We start from the raw sequence: 17547 nt of genomic DNA, 5'->3' as shown, positions 1-17547 counted from the left end.
GGCCAGTTCACCGCCAACACCATGGCGCTGGCGCTCACCGCGCTCGGCCTGTCACCCATGGGGCTCAACGACATTCCCGCCGTCCATCCCGACAAGCCCGAAGCCGCCCGCAAGGCAGGCGAAGCCGTGGTGGCCGCACTGAAAGCGGATCGCAAGCCGCGCGACATCATCACCCCGACCTCTCTGAAAAACGCCGCCGTCGCGGTGACCGCCACGGCGGGCTCCACAAACGCGGTCCTGCATCTTCTGGCCATTGCCCGCGAAGCCGGGGTCAGCCGGGATCAGTTCGACATTGATGTGTTTGACGCCGTGAGCCGGAAGACTCCGGTGATCGCCGATCTCAAGCCCGGCGGTCGCTATATGGCGCCGGACATGGCGGCTGCGGGCGGGGCACGCCTGCTGCTGCAGCGCCTGAAAGCCGCGGACATGCTGGACGATGCGCCCACCGTCACCGGCAAGACCCTGTTTGAAGAGGCTGATCTCGCCTCAGAAACCGTGGGTCAGGACGTCATCCTGTCGCCGGACAAGCCCCTGAAAAAGCGCGGCGGGTTCGGCGTGCTTTATGGCGACCTCGCCCCGGAAGGCTGCGTCGCCAAGCTCGCGGGTCATGACCGTCTGTTCTTTGAAGGCCCCGCCAAGGTGTTTGATTGCGAGGAAGACTGCTTCGCCGCGGTCAATTCGGGCGGGATCGAGAAGGGCGATGTGGTCGTCATCCGCAATGAAGGCCCCGCCGGCGGGCCGGGCATGCGTGAAATGCTGGCCGTGACCGCCGCCATTCAAGGCGCAGGCCTGGGCGATGATGTGGCGCTGATGACCGATGGCCGCTTCTCGGGCGCGACCTATGGCTTCATGGTCGGGCACGTCGCCCCCGAAGCCGCCCATGGCGGGCCCATCGCCTTTGTTCAAACCGGCGATGTCATCACCATCGATATCGAGAACCGTCGCATTGATGTGAAGGCCGATCTCAAGGCGCGCATGGCCCAGAGCTTCACCCCGCCCGAACCCAAATACCGCACAGGGGCGTTCGCCAAATACGCCAGGCTCGTCCACTCCGCTTCAGATGGCGCGGTGACGAGCTTCCCGTTCGACTAGCGCCTTTACGAGGCTCCAAAGGAGACGATCAGGAGGTCCGGGTCTGGTCCAGGGCGGCGATGTGGATGCGCACCGCCCGGACGACCTGGTCCTCCCAGTCCGTGCCTTCGGTCTTCAGGGCCGTCACATGCTGGCGCAGGCTGACAAAGCCATGGATCAGCGCCCAGATTTCAAGCGCGGCATTGCGCACCTCATCCGCGGCATGATCGGGCAGAAACTCGGCCGAGCGTTCGAGCAGGCTGGCGAAAGCTTGCGTGCCCGCCTGACGCGCCTCTTCTGACGGGCTGAAGTCGGGCGATTGCTCGCCAAAGATCAACCGGTAATGGGCTTCATGCGCCCTCACGCTGCGCAGATACTGGCGCACCACGGTCTCGATCGCCGCATCGCGATCTCTCACGCCTTCGGGCAGGCGGGTCGTCGCTTCGACCTGCTCGAACCCTTCGATATAGAGCGCGTCGAGAATACCCTGCTTGCCGTCAAAATGGCTATAGATGCCGATGGTCGAGACGCCCGCCTCTTTCGCGATGGCGCGCACGCTGAGCGCCTTGTAACCGCCTTCCAGGAACAGCTTTGACGCCGCCTGCATGATCGTGGATTTCGCGTCGCTCATGGTTTCAGCCTTGACGGGACCCGTGATGTCCCTGACAGTTGTATAACACTGTTATGATCAGGCTCAACCCGATGCAACAATAACGGGTGAGCCGTCCCGGGGAGGCGACTCATGGCGATCACACCTCTTGAGACTGATTATCTGGTCATTGGCGGCGGCGCCATGGGCATGGCCTTCACCGATGTCATCCTGTCCGAAACCGACGCCGACCTCATCATCGTGGATCAGAACGCCAAGCCGGGCGGGCACTGGAACCACGCCTATCCCTTCGTCACCCTTCATCAGCCCTCGAGCTTTTACGGCGTCTCCTCCAGGGAACTCAGCCGAGGGCAGCTCGATCAGGTGGGCCTGAACAAGGGGATGGGGGATCTCGCCAGCGGTCAGGAAGTCCTTGCCTATTACGAGCAGGTGATGAACCACACCTTCCTGCCTTCAGGCCGGGTGCGCTTCTTCCCCATGTGCCGGTATCTCGGCGAGGGCCGCTTCGAGCATGTATTGAGCGGAGAGGTGTTCGAGGTCAAAGCCCGGCGCAAGACCGTGGACGCGACGCATCTGAAAACCTCTGTCCCCTCCACCCATACGCCCAAATTCGAGGTGTCGCCCGACGCCTGGTTCATGCCGCCCAATGACTTGCCGAAGATCGACCGCAAGCCGGACGGCTTTTTGATCATCGGCGCGGGCAAGACCGCCATCGACACGGTTCTGTGGCTGCTGGAGCATCATGTCGACCCCGATGATATCCAGTGGATCATGCCGCGCGACGCCTGGCTGCTCGATCGGCGCAACACCCAGACCGGGCCGGACTTCTTCTTTGACACCATCGGCGCGCAGGCGCGTCAGTTCGAGGCCATCGCCAATTCCACAAGCCTTGAAGACATGTTCGACCGGCTCGAAGCCTGCGGCTATTTCCTGCGCCTCGATCCCGATGTGCGCCCCTCCATGTTCCATGGCGCGACCGTCAGCCAACGGGAAGTCGAGGAACTCCGCCGCGTCCGCAACGTCATCCGCAAGGGTCGGGTGAAGACCATCACGGCGGACCGCGTCATCCTGGATGAGGGCGAAATCGCCATCACGCCCGACACGGTGCTGGTTGATTGCGCGGCCCGCGCGGTCACGAATGACGCCATCGTTCCGGTCTTTCAGGGCGACAGGCTGGTGCTCCAGATGGTGCGCTCCTACCAGCCGGTGTTCAGCGCCGCCTTCATCGCTCATATCGAAGCCGCCTATGAAGACGAAGCCGAGCAGAACCGCCTGTGCGCGGTGGTGCCGCTGCCCAATCACGACACCGACTATATCCGCTTCACCGCCGCGTACATGATGAACCAGTATAACTGGAGCCAGATCCCCGAACTGCGCGCCTGGCTGCGCGAGAACCGGCTGGATGGTTTCTCCAAGCTGCTCAGTGAAATCGGCCCCGAAGACACCGAAAAGACCGCGCTGCTTCAGTCCATGCGCCAGACCGCGCCGGCGGCTGTAGCGAAGCTGTTTGAGTACATGCAGGCGCTCGATGACCCCGCCCAAGCGACGGGCTGATCTCATACGCAGCATTGCGGATCGTACAATCCTTTAGGGAGAATTCCGTCTACAGACGGGCTCTTTTTTCGTCTCTTTTACCGGGGCTGACCGAAGGCGTCGCGACCTTCACATCCCCGCTCGCCCTCTGGCGCGCACTCAGGAGAGAGACCATGAAGACCCTTGTTTCCACCGCTCTGATCGGCCTCGCGCTGGTCGCCGCCACCGCCCCGCTCGCTCTGGCCGAAGACGAAAACAACGTCACCTCCGGCTATACGCTGGCCGGCGCGCCGCTGGGCCTGCATGGCTCTGACCCGGTCGCCCTGATCCAGACCGGCATCCGCCTTGACGGCTCGGCTGAATTCGCCGCCGTGCACGACGGCGTCGCCTATTACTTCGCAAGCCAAGCCAATCTGCGCACCTTCCGCCGCAATCCCGAGCAATACATTCCGGCCTATGGCGGCTTCTGCGCGCTCGGCGTGGCGCTGGGCAAGAAGCTCGATGGTGATCCGCGCTTCTCCGCCGTGCGCGACGGCCAGCTCTATGTCTTCGTGAACGAGGAGATCCTGCGCAACTTCCTCAATGACGAAGCCGGCACCCTGGCCCGCGCCGAGCGCAACTGGACCGAGATCGAACACACCGCAGCGTCCGACCTGTAAGGGTCTCCCCCTCCCCTTACAGGGCAAGGGTTTCCCCCGCTCTTGCCGGACGTCAGACCGGGCGGTCGCACAGCGGCCGCCCGGTGTCTGTTATGGCGCCGGGATTGTCGTCATCGGGTTACAGCGCACGACGAGATCGTCTGGCAAGCGGACCTGGTATGCGCTCCATTCCGAGCGAGGCTGCGGGTAATCGGTGCTGATCCAGTGCGCGCCCATTTCAAACGCGGCGTCCCGGCGGCTTGCATCGCCTGTGCGCGCTTCCATTGTGTTGGCGTCCGCCCGGGTCCGCACCAGAAACCCGCTCAATGCCGCATGAGCGATCATCTGCCGGTCCTCGATCGGATCGTTGAGGATGAAGATGGCGGCGTGATCAGCTTCAATGCTCTCAGACAGGGTGAACATCATCCGCCCTTCCAGCGAGGCCGCCTCGCCGCGATAGGCGTCCACCTTCGCGCCCCGCTCGTCGAGCACCAGAAGGATGCGGCCGCGCGCCTCGCCCAATGTCGGCCAGCCGCCCGCCTCGACTCCCTCGCGCAGGGTGGCGTGATCACCGCGCACCTCATCGGGGACGATCAGATGGCCCGGCGCGAAGACCTCGGCGAACTCCGCATCGAGCAATGCAAAGGCCTCGCGGTCAAAGTCGAGCGCCTGCGTGGCGCCCGGCGCATCGATGCCGCCGGTCTTGGCGTTGAACATCACCATGATCGGGGCGTGATCGGGATGGGCGAGCGACCAGTCGCGAAGCTCGCTCATGCAGGCGATCAGGGTCGGACAGCTGGTGCGCACATCGATATCGGGGATATGCAACACCTTGAACCCCGGCGCATCCATGCCCGTCGCGTCATAGGGCGCCGAGCCGTCCTGCCCCGCCATCATGGCCGGCATCAACGGGGTGGCGTAGCGACCGCCTTCGGGATCATGGACAATATCGATCTCGAGATTGCGCATGCCCGCATCCAGCTGATCAGACAGCGGCGGATGGCTGTAATCGAGCGCCATCACTTCGGGGTTCTGCGCCAGAAGCGCCGCGAGTTCCGCGGGCGGTATGGCCTGCTTGTAACTGTTATGAGTGCCCACGGTCTGAAGCGCGGTGAGGGGCAGGCTGTCCCAGGCGCGGCCTTCAGGCCCATTAAGCTCCACCCCCACAGGACAGGCCACGTCAGAAAGCTGCAATGACAGCGCCAATGAAACGACAAGACCAATCATGTGAGCCCCCTCTTTCAGTCGGCCACAGATAGCCACGGGCGGACCCGGCGCTCAACGCAAATCAGAACGGGTCGCTGAAGCGTCATAAAACCAGACCTGTGCCCGACCGCCCCTGTTCAAACCGGACCGCTCTGGCTAGCCTTTGTTCCAAGAGCGTGAGATGCGCCAAGGGGAGCAAGACCATGAAAAACCTGATCACCGGCGCGCTGGCGCTGTGCCTGAGCCTGTCCGGCGCACAGGCGCTGGCCCAGGATACGCCGAGCTTTACCGAAAACGTTGAGGGGCTGAACCGCCAGGACGGGCTGATCGCGCTCTACCCTGACGCCGCCAAGGGCCGGGTGCTGGCGGCGCTCTCCCCTCAGGACGACGGCACGCTGGGCCGGATGATCTACACCGCGCGCCTGACCTCGGGTCTGGGCTCCAACCCGGTGGGGCTGGATCGAGGGCTGGGCAGCGACACGTATATTCTGCGCTTCTCGCGCGTGGGCGACGCCGTCTTCGCGGAATTTGAAAACACCCGTTACGCGGCGCTTGGCGCAGGCGCAGACGAGCAGGCAGCGACGGCGCAATCCTTCGCCCGCTCCGTCATCTGGCGCACTGAGATCGTGTCCGAAAGCGCCAATGGCGAGGTGCTGATCGACCTGTCAGGCTTTCTCAAGCGCGATCCCATTGATGCGGCGGGTTATCTCGACAATGCCGGTCAGGGCGCCTTCTCGGTCAATGCCGAGCGTAGCGCGCCGCTGGCCGAAAGCGTCCTGACATTTCCCGAAAACGTGGAGATTGATGCGCTTCTCACCCTCACCGCCAACAATCCCGGCGCGGAGGTGCGCGCCACCGCACCCTATGCCGAGGCGGTGACGCTGACGGTGCATCACTCCTTCATCGCCCTGCCCGAGGACGGGTATGAAACCCGTGCGTCGGACCCGCGCAGCGGCGCCTTCGAGATGACCCGATATGACATGGCGACCCCGCTCGACGCCCCGCTCGAGCGCGGCTTCGCCCAGCGCCACAGGCTGGAACGGGTCGATCCGTCCGCTGCATCCGGTCCGGTGGTCGAGCCCATCATCTATTACGTGGATCGCGGCGCGCCCGAGCTGATCCAGCAGGCCCTGATCGAGGGCGGGAACTGGTGGGCGGAGGCCTTTGAAGCGGCCGGCTTTGAAGACGCCTATCGCGTCGAGCTCCTGCCCGAGGGCGTGCACCCGCTCGATTCGCGCTACAATGTCATCCAGTGGGTGCATCGCCAGACCCGCGGCTGGTCCTATGGCGGTTCGGTAGTCGATCCGCGCACGGGGGAAATCCTCAAGGGCCATGTGATCCTGGGCAGCCAGCGCGTGCGCCAGGACCGGCGCATCTTTGAGGGCCTGATGGGGGTCGAGCATACCGGCACCGGCGCGCAGGATGACCCGCTGGAACTGGCGCTGGCGCGGGTGCGGCAGCTATCCGCGCACGAGATCGGCCATACGCTGGGCCTGATGCACAATTTCGCCGCCAGCACCAATGACCGCGCCTCGGTGATGGACTATCCCGCTCCGCTGATCCGCTTTGACGACGCGACCGGCTTTGACGCCTCGGACGCCTATGATGTGGGCATTGGCGAGTGGGACATCGCCAGCATCTCCTGGCTCTATTCACAGTATGCCGACGAAGCGTCCGAACAGGCCGGGCTCGCCAACATCCTCGAGCAGGCGCGTGAGGACGGACTTCTGTACATTTCAGACCGTCATGCGCGCGGCAATGCGTCGGGTCATCCCTTCGCCAATCTGTGGGACAATGGCGCGGACCCGGTTAAGGCGCTCAATGACACGCTGGTCGTGCGCGAAGCGGCGCTCGCGCGCTTTGGAACCGATGTGATGGCGCAGGGCCTGCCGCTCAGCGAGATCCGCAATGTCTTCCCGCCCATCTATCTCTATCACCGCTATCAGGTGGAGGCCGCCGCCAAGGCGCTCGGCGGAGTGGTCTTCGCCTATGAGGTCAATGGCCCCGATGTGAGCGGCGTCACGGACTTTGACCCTGATCGTCAGCGAGAGGCGTTGAATGCGCTGGCGGGGACGCTGGAGCCGTCCATTCTGGACATCTCTGATGACACGCTGCGGCTGCTGACGCCCTCGCCCTATACTGATTACGACGCCATCGCCCGCCGCGAACAGTTTGAAAGCGACCAGTATCCCGCCTTCAGCCGCGCCAATGCGGCCGCTGCGGCAGGACGGATCACGCTCGACGCCATGCTGAACCCCGCCCGTCTGGCGCGTATGGAGGAGCAGAGCGTCCGCCATCAGAACGGTTTGGCGCCGGCTGAGGTCCTTGAACGGATCGAGACCGTGCTGTTTGACGCGCCACGCGATGAAACCGCACGCCTGACGCCCATCCGACAGGCCTTGCAGGCCGAATATGTGGGCCAGCTCCTGTCCACTGCCGCCAGCTCCACGCCCAGCGCCGCACGGCTGGCGCGCCATCGGCTGACAACCCTGCAATCGGAGCTTTCCGGCCGCCGCGCCCCCGTGAGCCCCGATCAGGCCGCGGCCCTGTCCGCGATGATCTCGGCGGGGCTGGCCGCGATTGACGAGGGCCGCACGGTCTCGACGCCAAACACGGACATCCCCCCCGGCAGCCCGATCGGCGCCGATGGCTGCTTCCATTGTGACAGCGGCGCGCGGCTGGGCCTGAACTGAAGAACAGGCTCAGGCGGCGGGGGAGAGCGGAACCAGGCTGGGATCCCTTGACAGCTCTTCCAGCAGCCAGGTCTCGAAGGCCGCGACCTTGTCGAGCCCGCGCTTGGCGTAAGGCGTGGCGAAGTACCAGTTCCCCGGCAAGGCGGTGCGGCGTTCGGGGAACAGCTCCACGAGCGCGCCCGTCTCCAGCTCGGCGTGGGCGAAGGGTTCGATCGCCAGCGCCACCCCCATGCCGCCAACCGCGGCGTTGAGGGCCAGGTCATAGCTGTCAAACAGGCCTTCGCCCGCCGGGCTGATGCCGGACAGGCCGGTGGCGGTGAGCCAGGTCGACCAGTCGTCCGCAGACGGATAAACCTGTAACAGGGGATGCCCGCGCAGGTCCGAGGGCTGGCTGATGGGGCCGTAACGCTCGAGATAGTCCGGGCTCGCAACCGGAAAGACGTGCGAATTGAACAGGGGGCGGTACGCCACCTGGGGGTCCTGCGGGTGACCGATCATGATGCAGGCGTCCACGGCGTCGGTGCTGAAGTCCACATCGCTCTGGGATGTCACCAGCCGGATCGGCTTCTGCCCGGTCGCCCGGCTGTAGGAGGCGAGCCGCGGCACCAGCCAGCGAATTGCAAAGGTGGAATAGGTTTGCAGGGTCAGACACTGACCCGTGTCGGACAGCAACTCCTCGGTCGCTTCCAGCAGCCGCTCCATGCCCCGGGTCACGCCGAAGGCATAGCGCTCGCCCTGGGCGGTCAGCGTGACGCCCGTGCGATTGCGCTGCATCAGCCGGCAATTGAGCTCGGTCTCCAGACGCCGGATCTGGTGACTGATCGCGGAGGAGGAGACATTGAGTTCGGCCGCCGCCGCCTTGAAGCTGCGCAGACGCACCACCGCTTCAAAGGCGCGGAGCGAGGCGAGAGGCGGCAGACGTCTTTGCATGAAGCTCAGCACTTTGACTTGAAAAACGGAACGATAGTCAGGCTTGATGGCGGCGTGCGTCAAACACAAACATCGGAGCCGCCATGACTGACCCGCGCTCACGCCCCGCCCCGTCCCTTGCCGGGCGGAGAGGTCGAGAACTGGCGATCTGGGTGGAGCGTGAACCGGATGCCGCCCTCACCGCCGCACGCGAGGCGCGGGCCAAGGGGTCTGTCGACCCGCTCCCGCTTCATGTGGAGACCGAGGCCACGCGCAGGCTCGGGCGCCCGGCAGACGCTCTGAACCTGGCCCGCAAAGCCCTCAGACAGTTTCCCGGGCATCCCGGACTGACGCTCGAAGCCGCGCGTTCAGAAGCGGCGACCGGTCAGCTGGACGCCGCCATCGCCCGGATGGAAGCCCTGGCCAGGGCGCGGCCAGACTTTCCGCCGGCCTGGCGCACCCTGGCCGAGCTGCGCGAACGCGCGGGCGACGCCGAGGGGGCGCTTGAAGCGGCCAAGCATCAAGCGGCCAGCGCCGCCCAGTCTCCCGAATTGCTCGAGGCCGCGCGCCTGATCCAGGACGGCAAGCTGGGCCGCGCCGAGGCGCTCCTGCGACCTTATGTGAAGGCTCATCCCACCGATGTGTCCGGCATCCGGCTGCTGGCTGACGTCGCCTTGCGACTGGGCGTCTTCGAGGATTCCCGCAAACTCCTGGAGCGGGCGCTGGAATTGGCGCCGGATTTCCACATGGCCCGGCATGACTACGCCAATTGCCTGATCAAGCTTCAGCGCTTTGAAGAGGCCGAAACGCAGCTCGACCGTCTGGAGCGCGCCGAGCCGGACCGTCCCAGCCACGCCATCCTCAAGGCGCTTCTGCGCGTGCGGACCGGCCATCATCAGGAGGCGTGTGAGATCTATGCCCGCATCCTCAAGGACAATCCGGACCAGGCGCGCATCCAGCTCAGCTATGGTCACGCCCTGAAGACTATCGGTCAGCGCGAGGACGCCGTTGCCGCCTATCGCGCCGCCATCACGGCCGAGCCCACGCTGGGGGAGGCCTATTGGAGCCTCGCCAACCTGAAGACCGTCAAGTTTGACGCGCGCGATATCGCCCGCATGAAGGAGGCGCTCGGAACAGACGGGATCAGCGTGTCCGACCGGTACCATCTGCAATTCGCCCTGGGGAAGGCGCTCGAGGACAGCCAGGCCTTTGAGGACGCCTTCAGCGCCTACGAGACCGGCAACGCCCTGCGCCGCAAGACCGTGCTCTATGACGCCGACCGGACCTCCGCCGAGACCGATCTGGTGACCGCCTTCTTCAGCCGCGACTTCTTCGAGGCGCGCCAGGGATGGGGCGATCCCGCGCCGGATCCGATCTTCATACTGGGCCTGCCGCGCTCGGGCTCCACCCTGCTGGAGCAGATCCTCGCCAGTCACCCGCAGATCGACGGCACGTTCGAACTGCCCGACATCATCTCCATCGCCCGGCGTCTGTCCGGCAAAAAGCGGCGCACGGACGCCTCGTCCTATCCGGACATGCTCGCCGAACTTGATCCGGACGCCGTGCGCGCCCTGGGGGCGGAATATCTCGAGCGCACCCGGGTTCACCGCGGAGACGCGCCCTATTTCATCGACAAGATGCCCAACAACTGCATGCATGTGGGGCTGATCCGCCTGATCCTGCCAAACGCGAAGATCATCGACGCCCGGCGCCATCCGCTGGCCTGCGGCTTCTCCAACTTCAAGCAGCTCTTCGCGCGGGGTCAGAATTTCAGCTATGATCTGACCGAGATCGGTCGCTATTACAGCGATTATCTCAAGGTGATGCGCGCGTTTGACGAGGCCCAGCCCGGCGCGGCCCTTCGTGTGATCTATGAGGACATGGTTGCGGACTTCGAGCCGCAAGTGCGTCGCCTGCTCGACTATGTCGGCGTGGAGTTTCACCCCGATTGCGTGAACTTCCATTCAACAGACCGCGCCGTCCGCACCGCCAGCTCCGAACAGGTTCGCCAGCCCATTTACCAAAGCGGAACAACGCAATGGCTCAACTTTGAGCCTTTTCTGTCGCCCTTGAAAACCCTCCTTGAAGCCGAGCTGGGGGAGGACCGGAATTGGGATAGATGAATTTTCGTCATCTATCGTCGAATATTTTCCGGTCGGCCCGGAGGCGGCCCTTCCCTTAAGCTTCCGCCCAAAGTGCGCATTACGCGACGCACGTTCAGATCGAGGGAAGGACGCATCATGGCTGGATTCAAGGACAATACGGGCCGACGCAAGACCCCGTCTCGCGCCGCCTTTCTGATGACCACCACCTGCGCAGCGGCGCTCTGCCTGCCCGGCGCAGCGCTGGCCCAGAACGCGCCCTCGGCGCCGCGGCAGATCGAGACGATCACCGTCACCGCCCAGAAGCGCGAGGAGAGCCTGCAGGACGTGGCGCTCAGCGTTCAGGTCCTGGACAACACCTTCCTCGATCAGCAGCAGGTCACCGATTTCGAAGAATACGCCCAGCTCCTGCCGAGCGTGTCGTTCAACTCGGTCGGCCCCGGCTCGGCCCAGATCTATATCCGCGGCATTTCCGATGGCGGCGACGGCAACGCCTCGGGCTCCCAGCCCAGCGTCGGTCTCTATCTGGACGATCAGCCGGTCACCGCCATCGGCCGCAATCTCGATGTCCACATCTATGACGTCTCCCGCATCGAGGTGCTGGGCGGCCCGCAGGGCACGCTCTATGGCGCGAACTCGCAGGCGGGCACGCTGCGCATCATCACCAATGCGCCCGACGCCAGCGGCTTCGAGGCCGGGTATGACCTGACGACAGAAACCGTCAATGAAGGCGGTGTGGGCTACACCGCAGAGGGCTTTGTGAACCTGCCGCTGGGCGATCGCGCGGCGCTGCGCCTTGTCGGCTGGCATGACCAGTCGGCGGGCTATATCGACAATGTCGCGGCGACGAAGACCTTCTCGCGGTCGGGCATCACCGTCGACAATGCCCCTTATGTGGAAGAGGACTTCAACGAGGAAACCACGAGCGGCGCGCGCGCCGCGCTGCAGATCGATCTGGATGACAACTGGACGCTGACCGCCCGCGCCCTGCACCAGACCCAGGAAACCGAAGGCGTCTGGGATCATGACCCCGAGGATGTGGGCGATCTGGAAGTGGAGCGTTTCTTCAATGACCGCTCCGAAGACACCTTCACCCAGCTGGGCGCCACCGTTGAGGGCCGCATTGCGGGCATGGACGTGACCTATTCGGGCTCCTTCCTCGATCGCGAGGTGGAGTATGACAACGATTACTCCGAATACGCTGAATACTCGTCCTATATCGACTATTACACCTGTTACTACGCTTACGATTCCGCAGCCGGCGCCTATGATTTCTACGCCTGCGAGGATCCGCGCATCCAGTATCAGGATCGCAGCCAGTATACCCGCGACAGCCATGAATTCCGTCTTGCGACGCCTCAGGAAAACCGCCTGCGCCTGATCGCGGGCGTGTTCTATCAGCGCGCCGAGCACGACTTTGACTTCGACTGGAACATCCCGACCATCAAGCCGGGCATGGCGGTGGATGGCGAGCAGGCCTATTTCACCACCAATCAGGTGCGAGAGGATACCGAGGCCGCCCTCTTCGGCGAGCTGTCCTATGATCTCACCGACACCCTGACCGCGACCGTCGGCGCGCGGGTGTTTGATACCGACAGCTCCATTGAAGGGTTTGTCGGCACCGTGTTCAGCGGCAGTCCCGACGTGGATGTCGAGCAATCGGAATCGGGCAGCCTGTACAAGGTCAATCTGACCTGGCAACCCAGCTCTGACCGACTGTTCTACGCCACAGTCTCCGAAGGCTTCCGGCCGGGCGGCGTGAACCGCGCGTCCACCTCCAACATTCCGGGGACGTACGATTCAGACCTCATCACCAATTACGAGTTCGGCTGGAAGACGACACTGGCGGACGGCGTATTGCGCTTCAACGGCGCCGCCTTCCTGATGGAATGGGAGGACGTCCAGTTCACCCGCTTCGATCCGTCTGAATCCCCGCTGGGTCTGACCCAGAACGCGGGCGCAGCGCAAGTGCTGGGCCTTGAAGCGGACATCAGCTGGCTCGCCACCGACAATCTCACCCTGACCGGGGCGATGACGGTGCTGCAGGCCGAGCTGAGCGAGGACTTCAGCCAGAACATCAATGCGACGACGCCAGATGCGCCCGATGGGACCGAGCTGCCCTATATCCCCTCGGTCAAGGGCTATCTGAATGCGCGATACGAATTCGCCTGGCGCGACTTTGACGCCTTCTGGAATGTGCGCGGATCATATGTGGGCAAATCCTACAACGATCTGTTCATCGCCAATCGCTCCGAGCAGGAGGCCTACGCCCTGCTGGGCGCCTCGGCGGGGCTGGGCCGGGACAACTGGACCGTCACCGCCTATGTGCGCAACCTGACCGACGAGCGGGCAGAGCTCTATCGCAACGCCACCGATTTCGACAGTCGCATCACGACCAACCAGCCGCGCACCTTCGGCGTCAGCCTGTCCCAGCGCTTCTAGTCCGACAGGCCGTTTGAGGATCGAACATGACCCCAGAGTCCAAGGCGGCGGCGAACTCCGCCGCTCCGGTCGCCCTTGTCACCGCTGGCGCTGCAGGCGTCGGCCGCGCCATCGCGAAAGCCTATCGCGAGGCGGGGTGGGCCGTGCATGTCTGTGACGTGGACGAAAAGGCGCTGGCTGACTTTCTCGACGCCTATCCCAGCTGCGGCGCCACGCGCGCCGATGTCTCGGACGCCATGGCCGCCCATCGTGTCGTCAGTGAAGTGCTGGAATATCATGGCCGTCTGGACGCCTTGGTGAACAATGCCGGCATTGCCGGGCCGACGGGCCCTGTGGAGGATCTGGATGCGGACGGCTTCCGTCAGTGTCTGGATGTGAACCTTGTGGGCGCCTTCAATTTCACCCGGCATGCCGCCCGCGCCATGAAGGCGGCGGGCCGGGGCGCCATCATCAATATCGCCTCGAACGCCGCCCTGTTCGGCTTCCCCTATCGCGCCCCCTATGCAGCGGCGAAGTGGGGGATGATCGGCCTGACCAAGACGCTCGCCATGGAGCTGGGTCCCTTTGGCGTCCGGGTCAACGCCATCTGCCCGGGCTCTGTGGAGGGGCCGCGCATCGAAAGCGTGATCGCCCGGGAAGCCTCGAGCCGCGGGGTCAGCCCCGATGAGGTGCGCCGCACCTATGAAAGCCAGTCCTCGATGCAGACCTTCATCCGCGCCGAGGATGTCGCCAATATGTGCGTCTATCTCAGCTCCAAGGGCGGCGAACGCATTTCCGGCCAGTCCATCGCCATCGATGGACACACGGAATCCCTGTCCTTCCCGGTCAAATGAGGCGGCCATGAAAGCCATCTACTTCGAGAGCTTCGGCAAGGCTGAAGAGACGCTGATCCTGGGCGAGAAGCCTGTGGCCGAGCCCGGTCAGGGCGAGGTGCGCGTGAAGATCGCGACGAGCGGGGTGAACCCGTCCGACGTCAAGAAACGCATGGGGTCTTTCCCGCATCTGCTGGACAACGGATATGTCATTCCGCATTCGGACGGCGCCGGCGTCATCGAGGCGGTAGGCGAAGGCGTGGACACGGCGCGCATCGGCCAGAAGGTCTGGGTCTATCAGGCCCAGCACGGTCGCCGTTTCGGCACCGCGGCCGAATATGTGGTGATTGACGAACGCCGCGCGCCTGCCCTGCCCGACGGCGCCAGCTTCGAGACCGGGGCGATCTACGGCATCCCCGTCATGACGGCCCATCGCTGCGTCTTCGCCGAAGGCGATCCCTTCGGCAAGACCCTTCTCGTGACCGGCGGCGCGGGCCGGGTCGGCCATTACGCCATCCAGTGGGCCAGCCGCGCCGGCGCAAGGGTCATCGCCACCGCCAGCAATCCCGATGACGAGAAGGCGTGCCTGGAGGCCGGCGCCGCCCATGTGGTCAATCACCGTCAGGACGGCTGGGGCGCAGACGTGCTGAAGGCGACGGGCGGAGAGAAAGTGGATCAGGTCGTCGAAGTGGAGTTCGGCGCCAATCTTCCTCAAGTGCTCGACTGTCTTCGGATCGGCGGAACGATCTGCACCTATTCCTCCGCCCAGGACATGACCCCCACCCTGCCGTTTTACCGCATGATGTTCATGGACCTCACCGTGCGCATGGTGATCGTCTACGAAATGCCGGAAGAGGCGAAAGCCCAGGCCATCGCCGATATCGCGCGGGTCGAGGCGGAACCCCAAGGCGGGCTGATCCACCGGATCGCGGAAACCCATGCGCTGGCCAATTGCGCCAACGCTCATGCCGCAGTGGAGGCGGGCGATCGTCGCGGCGCGGTGATCGTGAAGGTTCAGGAGGTCTGATCGGTTGAAGGTTCGAAGTCTCATCACGGGGGCGGCGTGCGCCCTTCTGGCCCTGAGCGCTTGCGACAGCGAGACGCCGGAGCCCCCGCGTGTGGAGACCCTGTCCGGCCCCTTGGTCGGGCTGAGCCTGGACGATCATCCCGATGGCGGCGTGTTCAGGGGCGTGCCCTTCGCCACACCGCCTGTGGGCGCTCTTCGCTGGCATGCGCCTCACCCCGTCGAGGCCTGGAGCGTGGAGCGCCCCGCTCAATCCTTCGCCCCGGCCTGCATGCAGACCCGGTCCATCGTGGACTGGTATGGCGATATCGCCGAAGCCTTCGGCCAGTCTCGCGCGGTTGCGCCCGAACCTGAGGGCGTCAGCGAGGACTGTCTGTATCTCAATGTCTGGACGCCCGATCTGAGCCCTGACGAACCGGCCCCGGTCATGGTCTACATTCATGGCGGCAGCTATACGGGCGGCTGGTCCTATGAGCCCAATTACCACGGCGACGCCTTCGCGGATCAGGGCATTGTTCTGGTCTCCATCGCCTATCGTCTGGGCGCTTTCGGCTATATTGCTCCGGATACAGACAATGCGACCGCCAATGCAGGATTGCTGGACCAGATCGCCGCGCTGGAGTGGGTGCAGGCGAACATCGGCCGGTTTGGCGGCGACTCTGACCAGGTGACGATCTTTGGCGAGAGCGCAGGGGCCGCCGCGGTGGGCGCGCTTCTGGCGTCTCCGGCGGCGGAAGGCCTGTTTCATCGCGCGATCAGCCAGAGCGGCGGCTTTGAATTTGATGCGGATCGACCGGCGCAAACGGCTCACGACGCCTTTGACCAGCTTGCGAACGCGTTGAACGACGATCCCTATGACGCGTCCGCTGACGCCATCCTCGACACCGCTGCGGATGTCCTGTCCGGCTATGATTACGGCCCGGTCCATGGCCCTGATGAACTGCCTGTGTCGCCGCGTTCGGCTCTGGAATCGGGCGCGCTCAACCTCGTACCCCTGATGATCGGGACCAATCGCGATGAGTGGCGCATGTATGTGGACGCCGCTGCGTTGGAACAGAGCCTTGAGGGCTGGCGCGCGCAACTCGGCGACGCGCGTGTTGACCGCCTGCTCACCGAAGAGGGCTCTGCGCTTGGCGCGCTCGACCATTTGGAGACCGCCCGCTGGATGCGCTGTCCGGGGCAGGCGCTGGCGCGCGGGGCATCGGCTCAGGGCGCTCCCGTTTTTCTCTACCGCCTGGAACGCGCCCGCGAGGACGCGCCGGATTCGCTGCGCGTCTATCATGGCGCAGAGCTGCCCTATGTCTTTGACACCCATGACGACTGGCTGCCCACAGCCGAGGCGGACCGGGCGCTGACCGGCGTCATGCACGAAAGCTGGGCCCGCTTCGCCCGGACCGGCAACCCGAACCCGGTCACATCGGACCTCGACTGGCCGGAATTTGGCGCGACCGGCGCGCTTCTGGTCTGGGATCAACCGATTTCAACCGGCGCGCCGATGGATGAAGAGCTATGCCCGCTTCTGGGCTGGGAGACGACGCCTTGACCCTGCCCGCCCGTACAGACTGGATCGCGTTCACGGTGAGCGCCGGCCTTGTGGGACTGGTGTGCCTCGGACTGGTCATCAACCCGGACGCCGGGGCGGTCCTGCTGCCCCAGATCTATGACTTCGTCGCGGAAAAGATCGGACCGCTCTATCTCGCCCTGGGCGTCGTCCTGATCGGTTTCCTTTTCTGGCTGGCGCTCAGCCGCTATGGCCAAGTGCGTCTGGGCGGGCAGGAGGCTGTCGAGGAATTCAATACGCTGGGCTGGGCGGCCATGCTGTTCTGCGCTGGCATTGGCGCAGGCCTGATGTACTGGGCCGCGATCGAATGGGCGTACTATTTCCAGACCCCGCCCTTCGGCCTGCCCCAGGGCACGCCCGAAGCGATTGAATGGGCCTCGGCCTATGGCCTGTTTCACTGGGGCCCCTCGGCCTGGGCCTTCTATTGCCTGCCGACGCTCGCGATCGGCTACGCCTATCACAATCGCGGCGTGCCCTTCCTGCGCCTGAGCACAGGCTGTGCAGGCGTGCCCGGCTTTGGCGCGCACCAGCCGCTGGGCCGGATCGTGGACACGATCTTCATGGTCAGCCTTCTGGGCGGCGCGGGTACATCGCTCGGCTTCTCCACCCCGATGATCGCCGCGCTCGCCGCGCGCATCATGGGCGTGGCTCCCAGCTTCGGCCTCGAGGTCGCGACGCTGGTGATCACCATGGTGCTCTTCGCGCTGAGCGCGGCGGCGGGGCTGCGCAAGGGCATCCAGCGCCTCAGCGACCTCAATGTCGGTCTGATCTTCGCGTTCCTGTTGCTGGTCTTCATCGCCGGGCCCACCGGGCTCTTCATCGAGGCGGGCATCACCGGCTATGGCCTTGTGGCGCAGAACTTCATTCGCCTGAACACCTGGGCGGAGCCCTTCGGCGACACGCGTTTCGTCATCGACTGGACGATCTTCTACTGGGCCTGGTGGAT

At 64.7% G+C, this 17547-nt stretch carries 13 protein-coding genes; 10 read left to right on the top strand and 3 right to left on the bottom strand.

Features of this window, described 5'->3' with window-relative positions; all coding sequences use genetic code 11:
* Positions 1 to 1092 (top strand): dihydroxy-acid dehydratase domain-containing protein (locus tag B2Z70_RS11080; protein ID WP_292983295.1); only part of this gene is annotated, 1092 nt, incomplete at its 5' end.
* Between the two features lie 28 nt (positions 1093 to 1120).
* Here the strand turns inward: B2Z70_RS11080 and B2Z70_RS11075 are convergent.
* Positions 1121 to 1702 carry a TetR/AcrR family transcriptional regulator gene (locus B2Z70_RS11075; protein WP_009802077.1) on the bottom strand — a complete coding sequence of 194 codons (582 nt, stop codon included), beginning with the start codon at positions 1700 to 1702 and terminating at the stop codon, positions 1121 to 1123.
* A 111-nt stretch (positions 1703 to 1813) separates the two neighbouring features.
* Here B2Z70_RS11075 and B2Z70_RS11070 point away from each other — a divergent pair, with 111 nt between their 5' ends.
* Together B2Z70_RS11070 and B2Z70_RS11065 are read left to right on the top strand one after the other, a co-directional pair.
* On the top strand, positions 1814 to 3235 hold the full coding sequence (locus B2Z70_RS11070) for an NAD(P)/FAD-dependent oxidoreductase (RefSeq protein ID WP_292983293.1): 1422 nt from the start codon (positions 1814 to 1816) through the stop codon (positions 3233 to 3235).
* 152 nt (positions 3236 to 3387) lie between these two features.
* Entirely contained in the window at positions 3388 to 3873 is a 486-nt protein-coding gene (locus tag B2Z70_RS11065) for a YHS domain-containing (seleno)protein (protein ID WP_292983291.1), read from the top strand.
* Positions 3874 to 3963: 90 nt separating this feature from the next.
* Here B2Z70_RS11065 and B2Z70_RS11060 read toward each other — a convergent pair whose 3' ends face one another.
* Positions 3964 to 5079, bottom strand: coding sequence for a phosphatidylinositol-specific phospholipase C1-like protein (locus tag B2Z70_RS11060; protein ID WP_292983289.1), 1116 nt, complete (start codon positions 5077 to 5079; stop codon positions 3964 to 3966).
* Positions 5080 to 5261: 182 nt separating this feature from the next.
* Here B2Z70_RS11060 and B2Z70_RS11055 point away from each other — a divergent pair, with 182 nt between their 5' ends.
* On the top strand, positions 5262 to 7751 hold the full coding sequence (locus B2Z70_RS11055; RefSeq protein ID WP_292983287.1) for a zinc-dependent metalloprotease: 2490 nt from the start codon (positions 5262 to 5264) through the stop codon (positions 7749 to 7751).
* Positions 7752 to 7760: 9 nt separating this feature from the next.
* Here B2Z70_RS11055 and B2Z70_RS11050 read toward each other — a convergent pair whose 3' ends face one another.
* Positions 7761 to 8681 carry a LysR substrate-binding domain-containing protein gene (locus B2Z70_RS11050; protein ID WP_040613315.1) on the bottom strand — a complete coding sequence of 307 codons (921 nt, stop codon included), beginning with the start codon at positions 8679 to 8681 and terminating at the stop codon, positions 7761 to 7763.
* 83 nt (positions 8682 to 8764) lie between these two features.
* Here B2Z70_RS11050 and B2Z70_RS11045 point away from each other — a divergent pair, with 83 nt between their 5' ends.
* From B2Z70_RS11045 to B2Z70_RS11020, 6 genes are all read left to right on the top strand, one after another.
* On the top strand, positions 8765 to 10783 hold the full coding sequence (locus B2Z70_RS11045; protein ID WP_292983284.1) for a tetratricopeptide repeat-containing sulfotransferase family protein: 2019 nt from the start codon (positions 8765 to 8767) through the stop codon (positions 10781 to 10783).
* A 117-nt stretch (positions 10784 to 10900) separates the two neighbouring features.
* Positions 10901 to 13204 carry a TonB-dependent receptor gene (locus B2Z70_RS11040; protein WP_292983282.1) on the top strand — a complete coding sequence of 768 codons (2304 nt, stop codon included), beginning with the start codon at positions 10901 to 10903 and terminating at the stop codon, positions 13202 to 13204.
* A 26-nt stretch (positions 13205 to 13230) separates the two neighbouring features.
* Complete coding sequence (locus B2Z70_RS11035) at positions 13231 to 14037, top strand: SDR family oxidoreductase (RefSeq protein WP_292983280.1); 807 nt, start codon at positions 13231 to 13233, stop codon at positions 14035 to 14037.
* 7 nt (positions 14038 to 14044) lie between these two features.
* Entirely contained in the window at positions 14045 to 15043 is a 999-nt protein-coding gene (locus tag B2Z70_RS11030) for an NADPH:quinone reductase (protein ID WP_292983278.1), read from the top strand.
* 4 nt (positions 15044 to 15047) lie between these two features.
* On the top strand, positions 15048 to 16583 hold the full coding sequence (locus B2Z70_RS11025) for a carboxylesterase/lipase family protein (RefSeq protein ID WP_292983276.1): 1536 nt from the start codon (positions 15048 to 15050) through the stop codon (positions 16581 to 16583).
* A partial coding sequence (locus B2Z70_RS11020; RefSeq protein WP_292983274.1) for a BCCT family transporter occupies positions 16580 to 17547 on the top strand: 968 nt, incomplete at its 3' end. The genes B2Z70_RS11025 and B2Z70_RS11020, both read left to right, overlap by 4 nt.

The sequence above is a fragment of the Oceanicaulis sp. UBA6590 genome (assembly GCF_002433705.1).
Taxonomy (GTDB): domain Bacteria; phylum Pseudomonadota; class Alphaproteobacteria; order Caulobacterales; family Maricaulaceae; genus Oceanicaulis.
The sequence above is the reverse complement of the archived record's forward strand: the minus strand, read 5'-3'. Positions and strand labels throughout refer to the sequence as shown.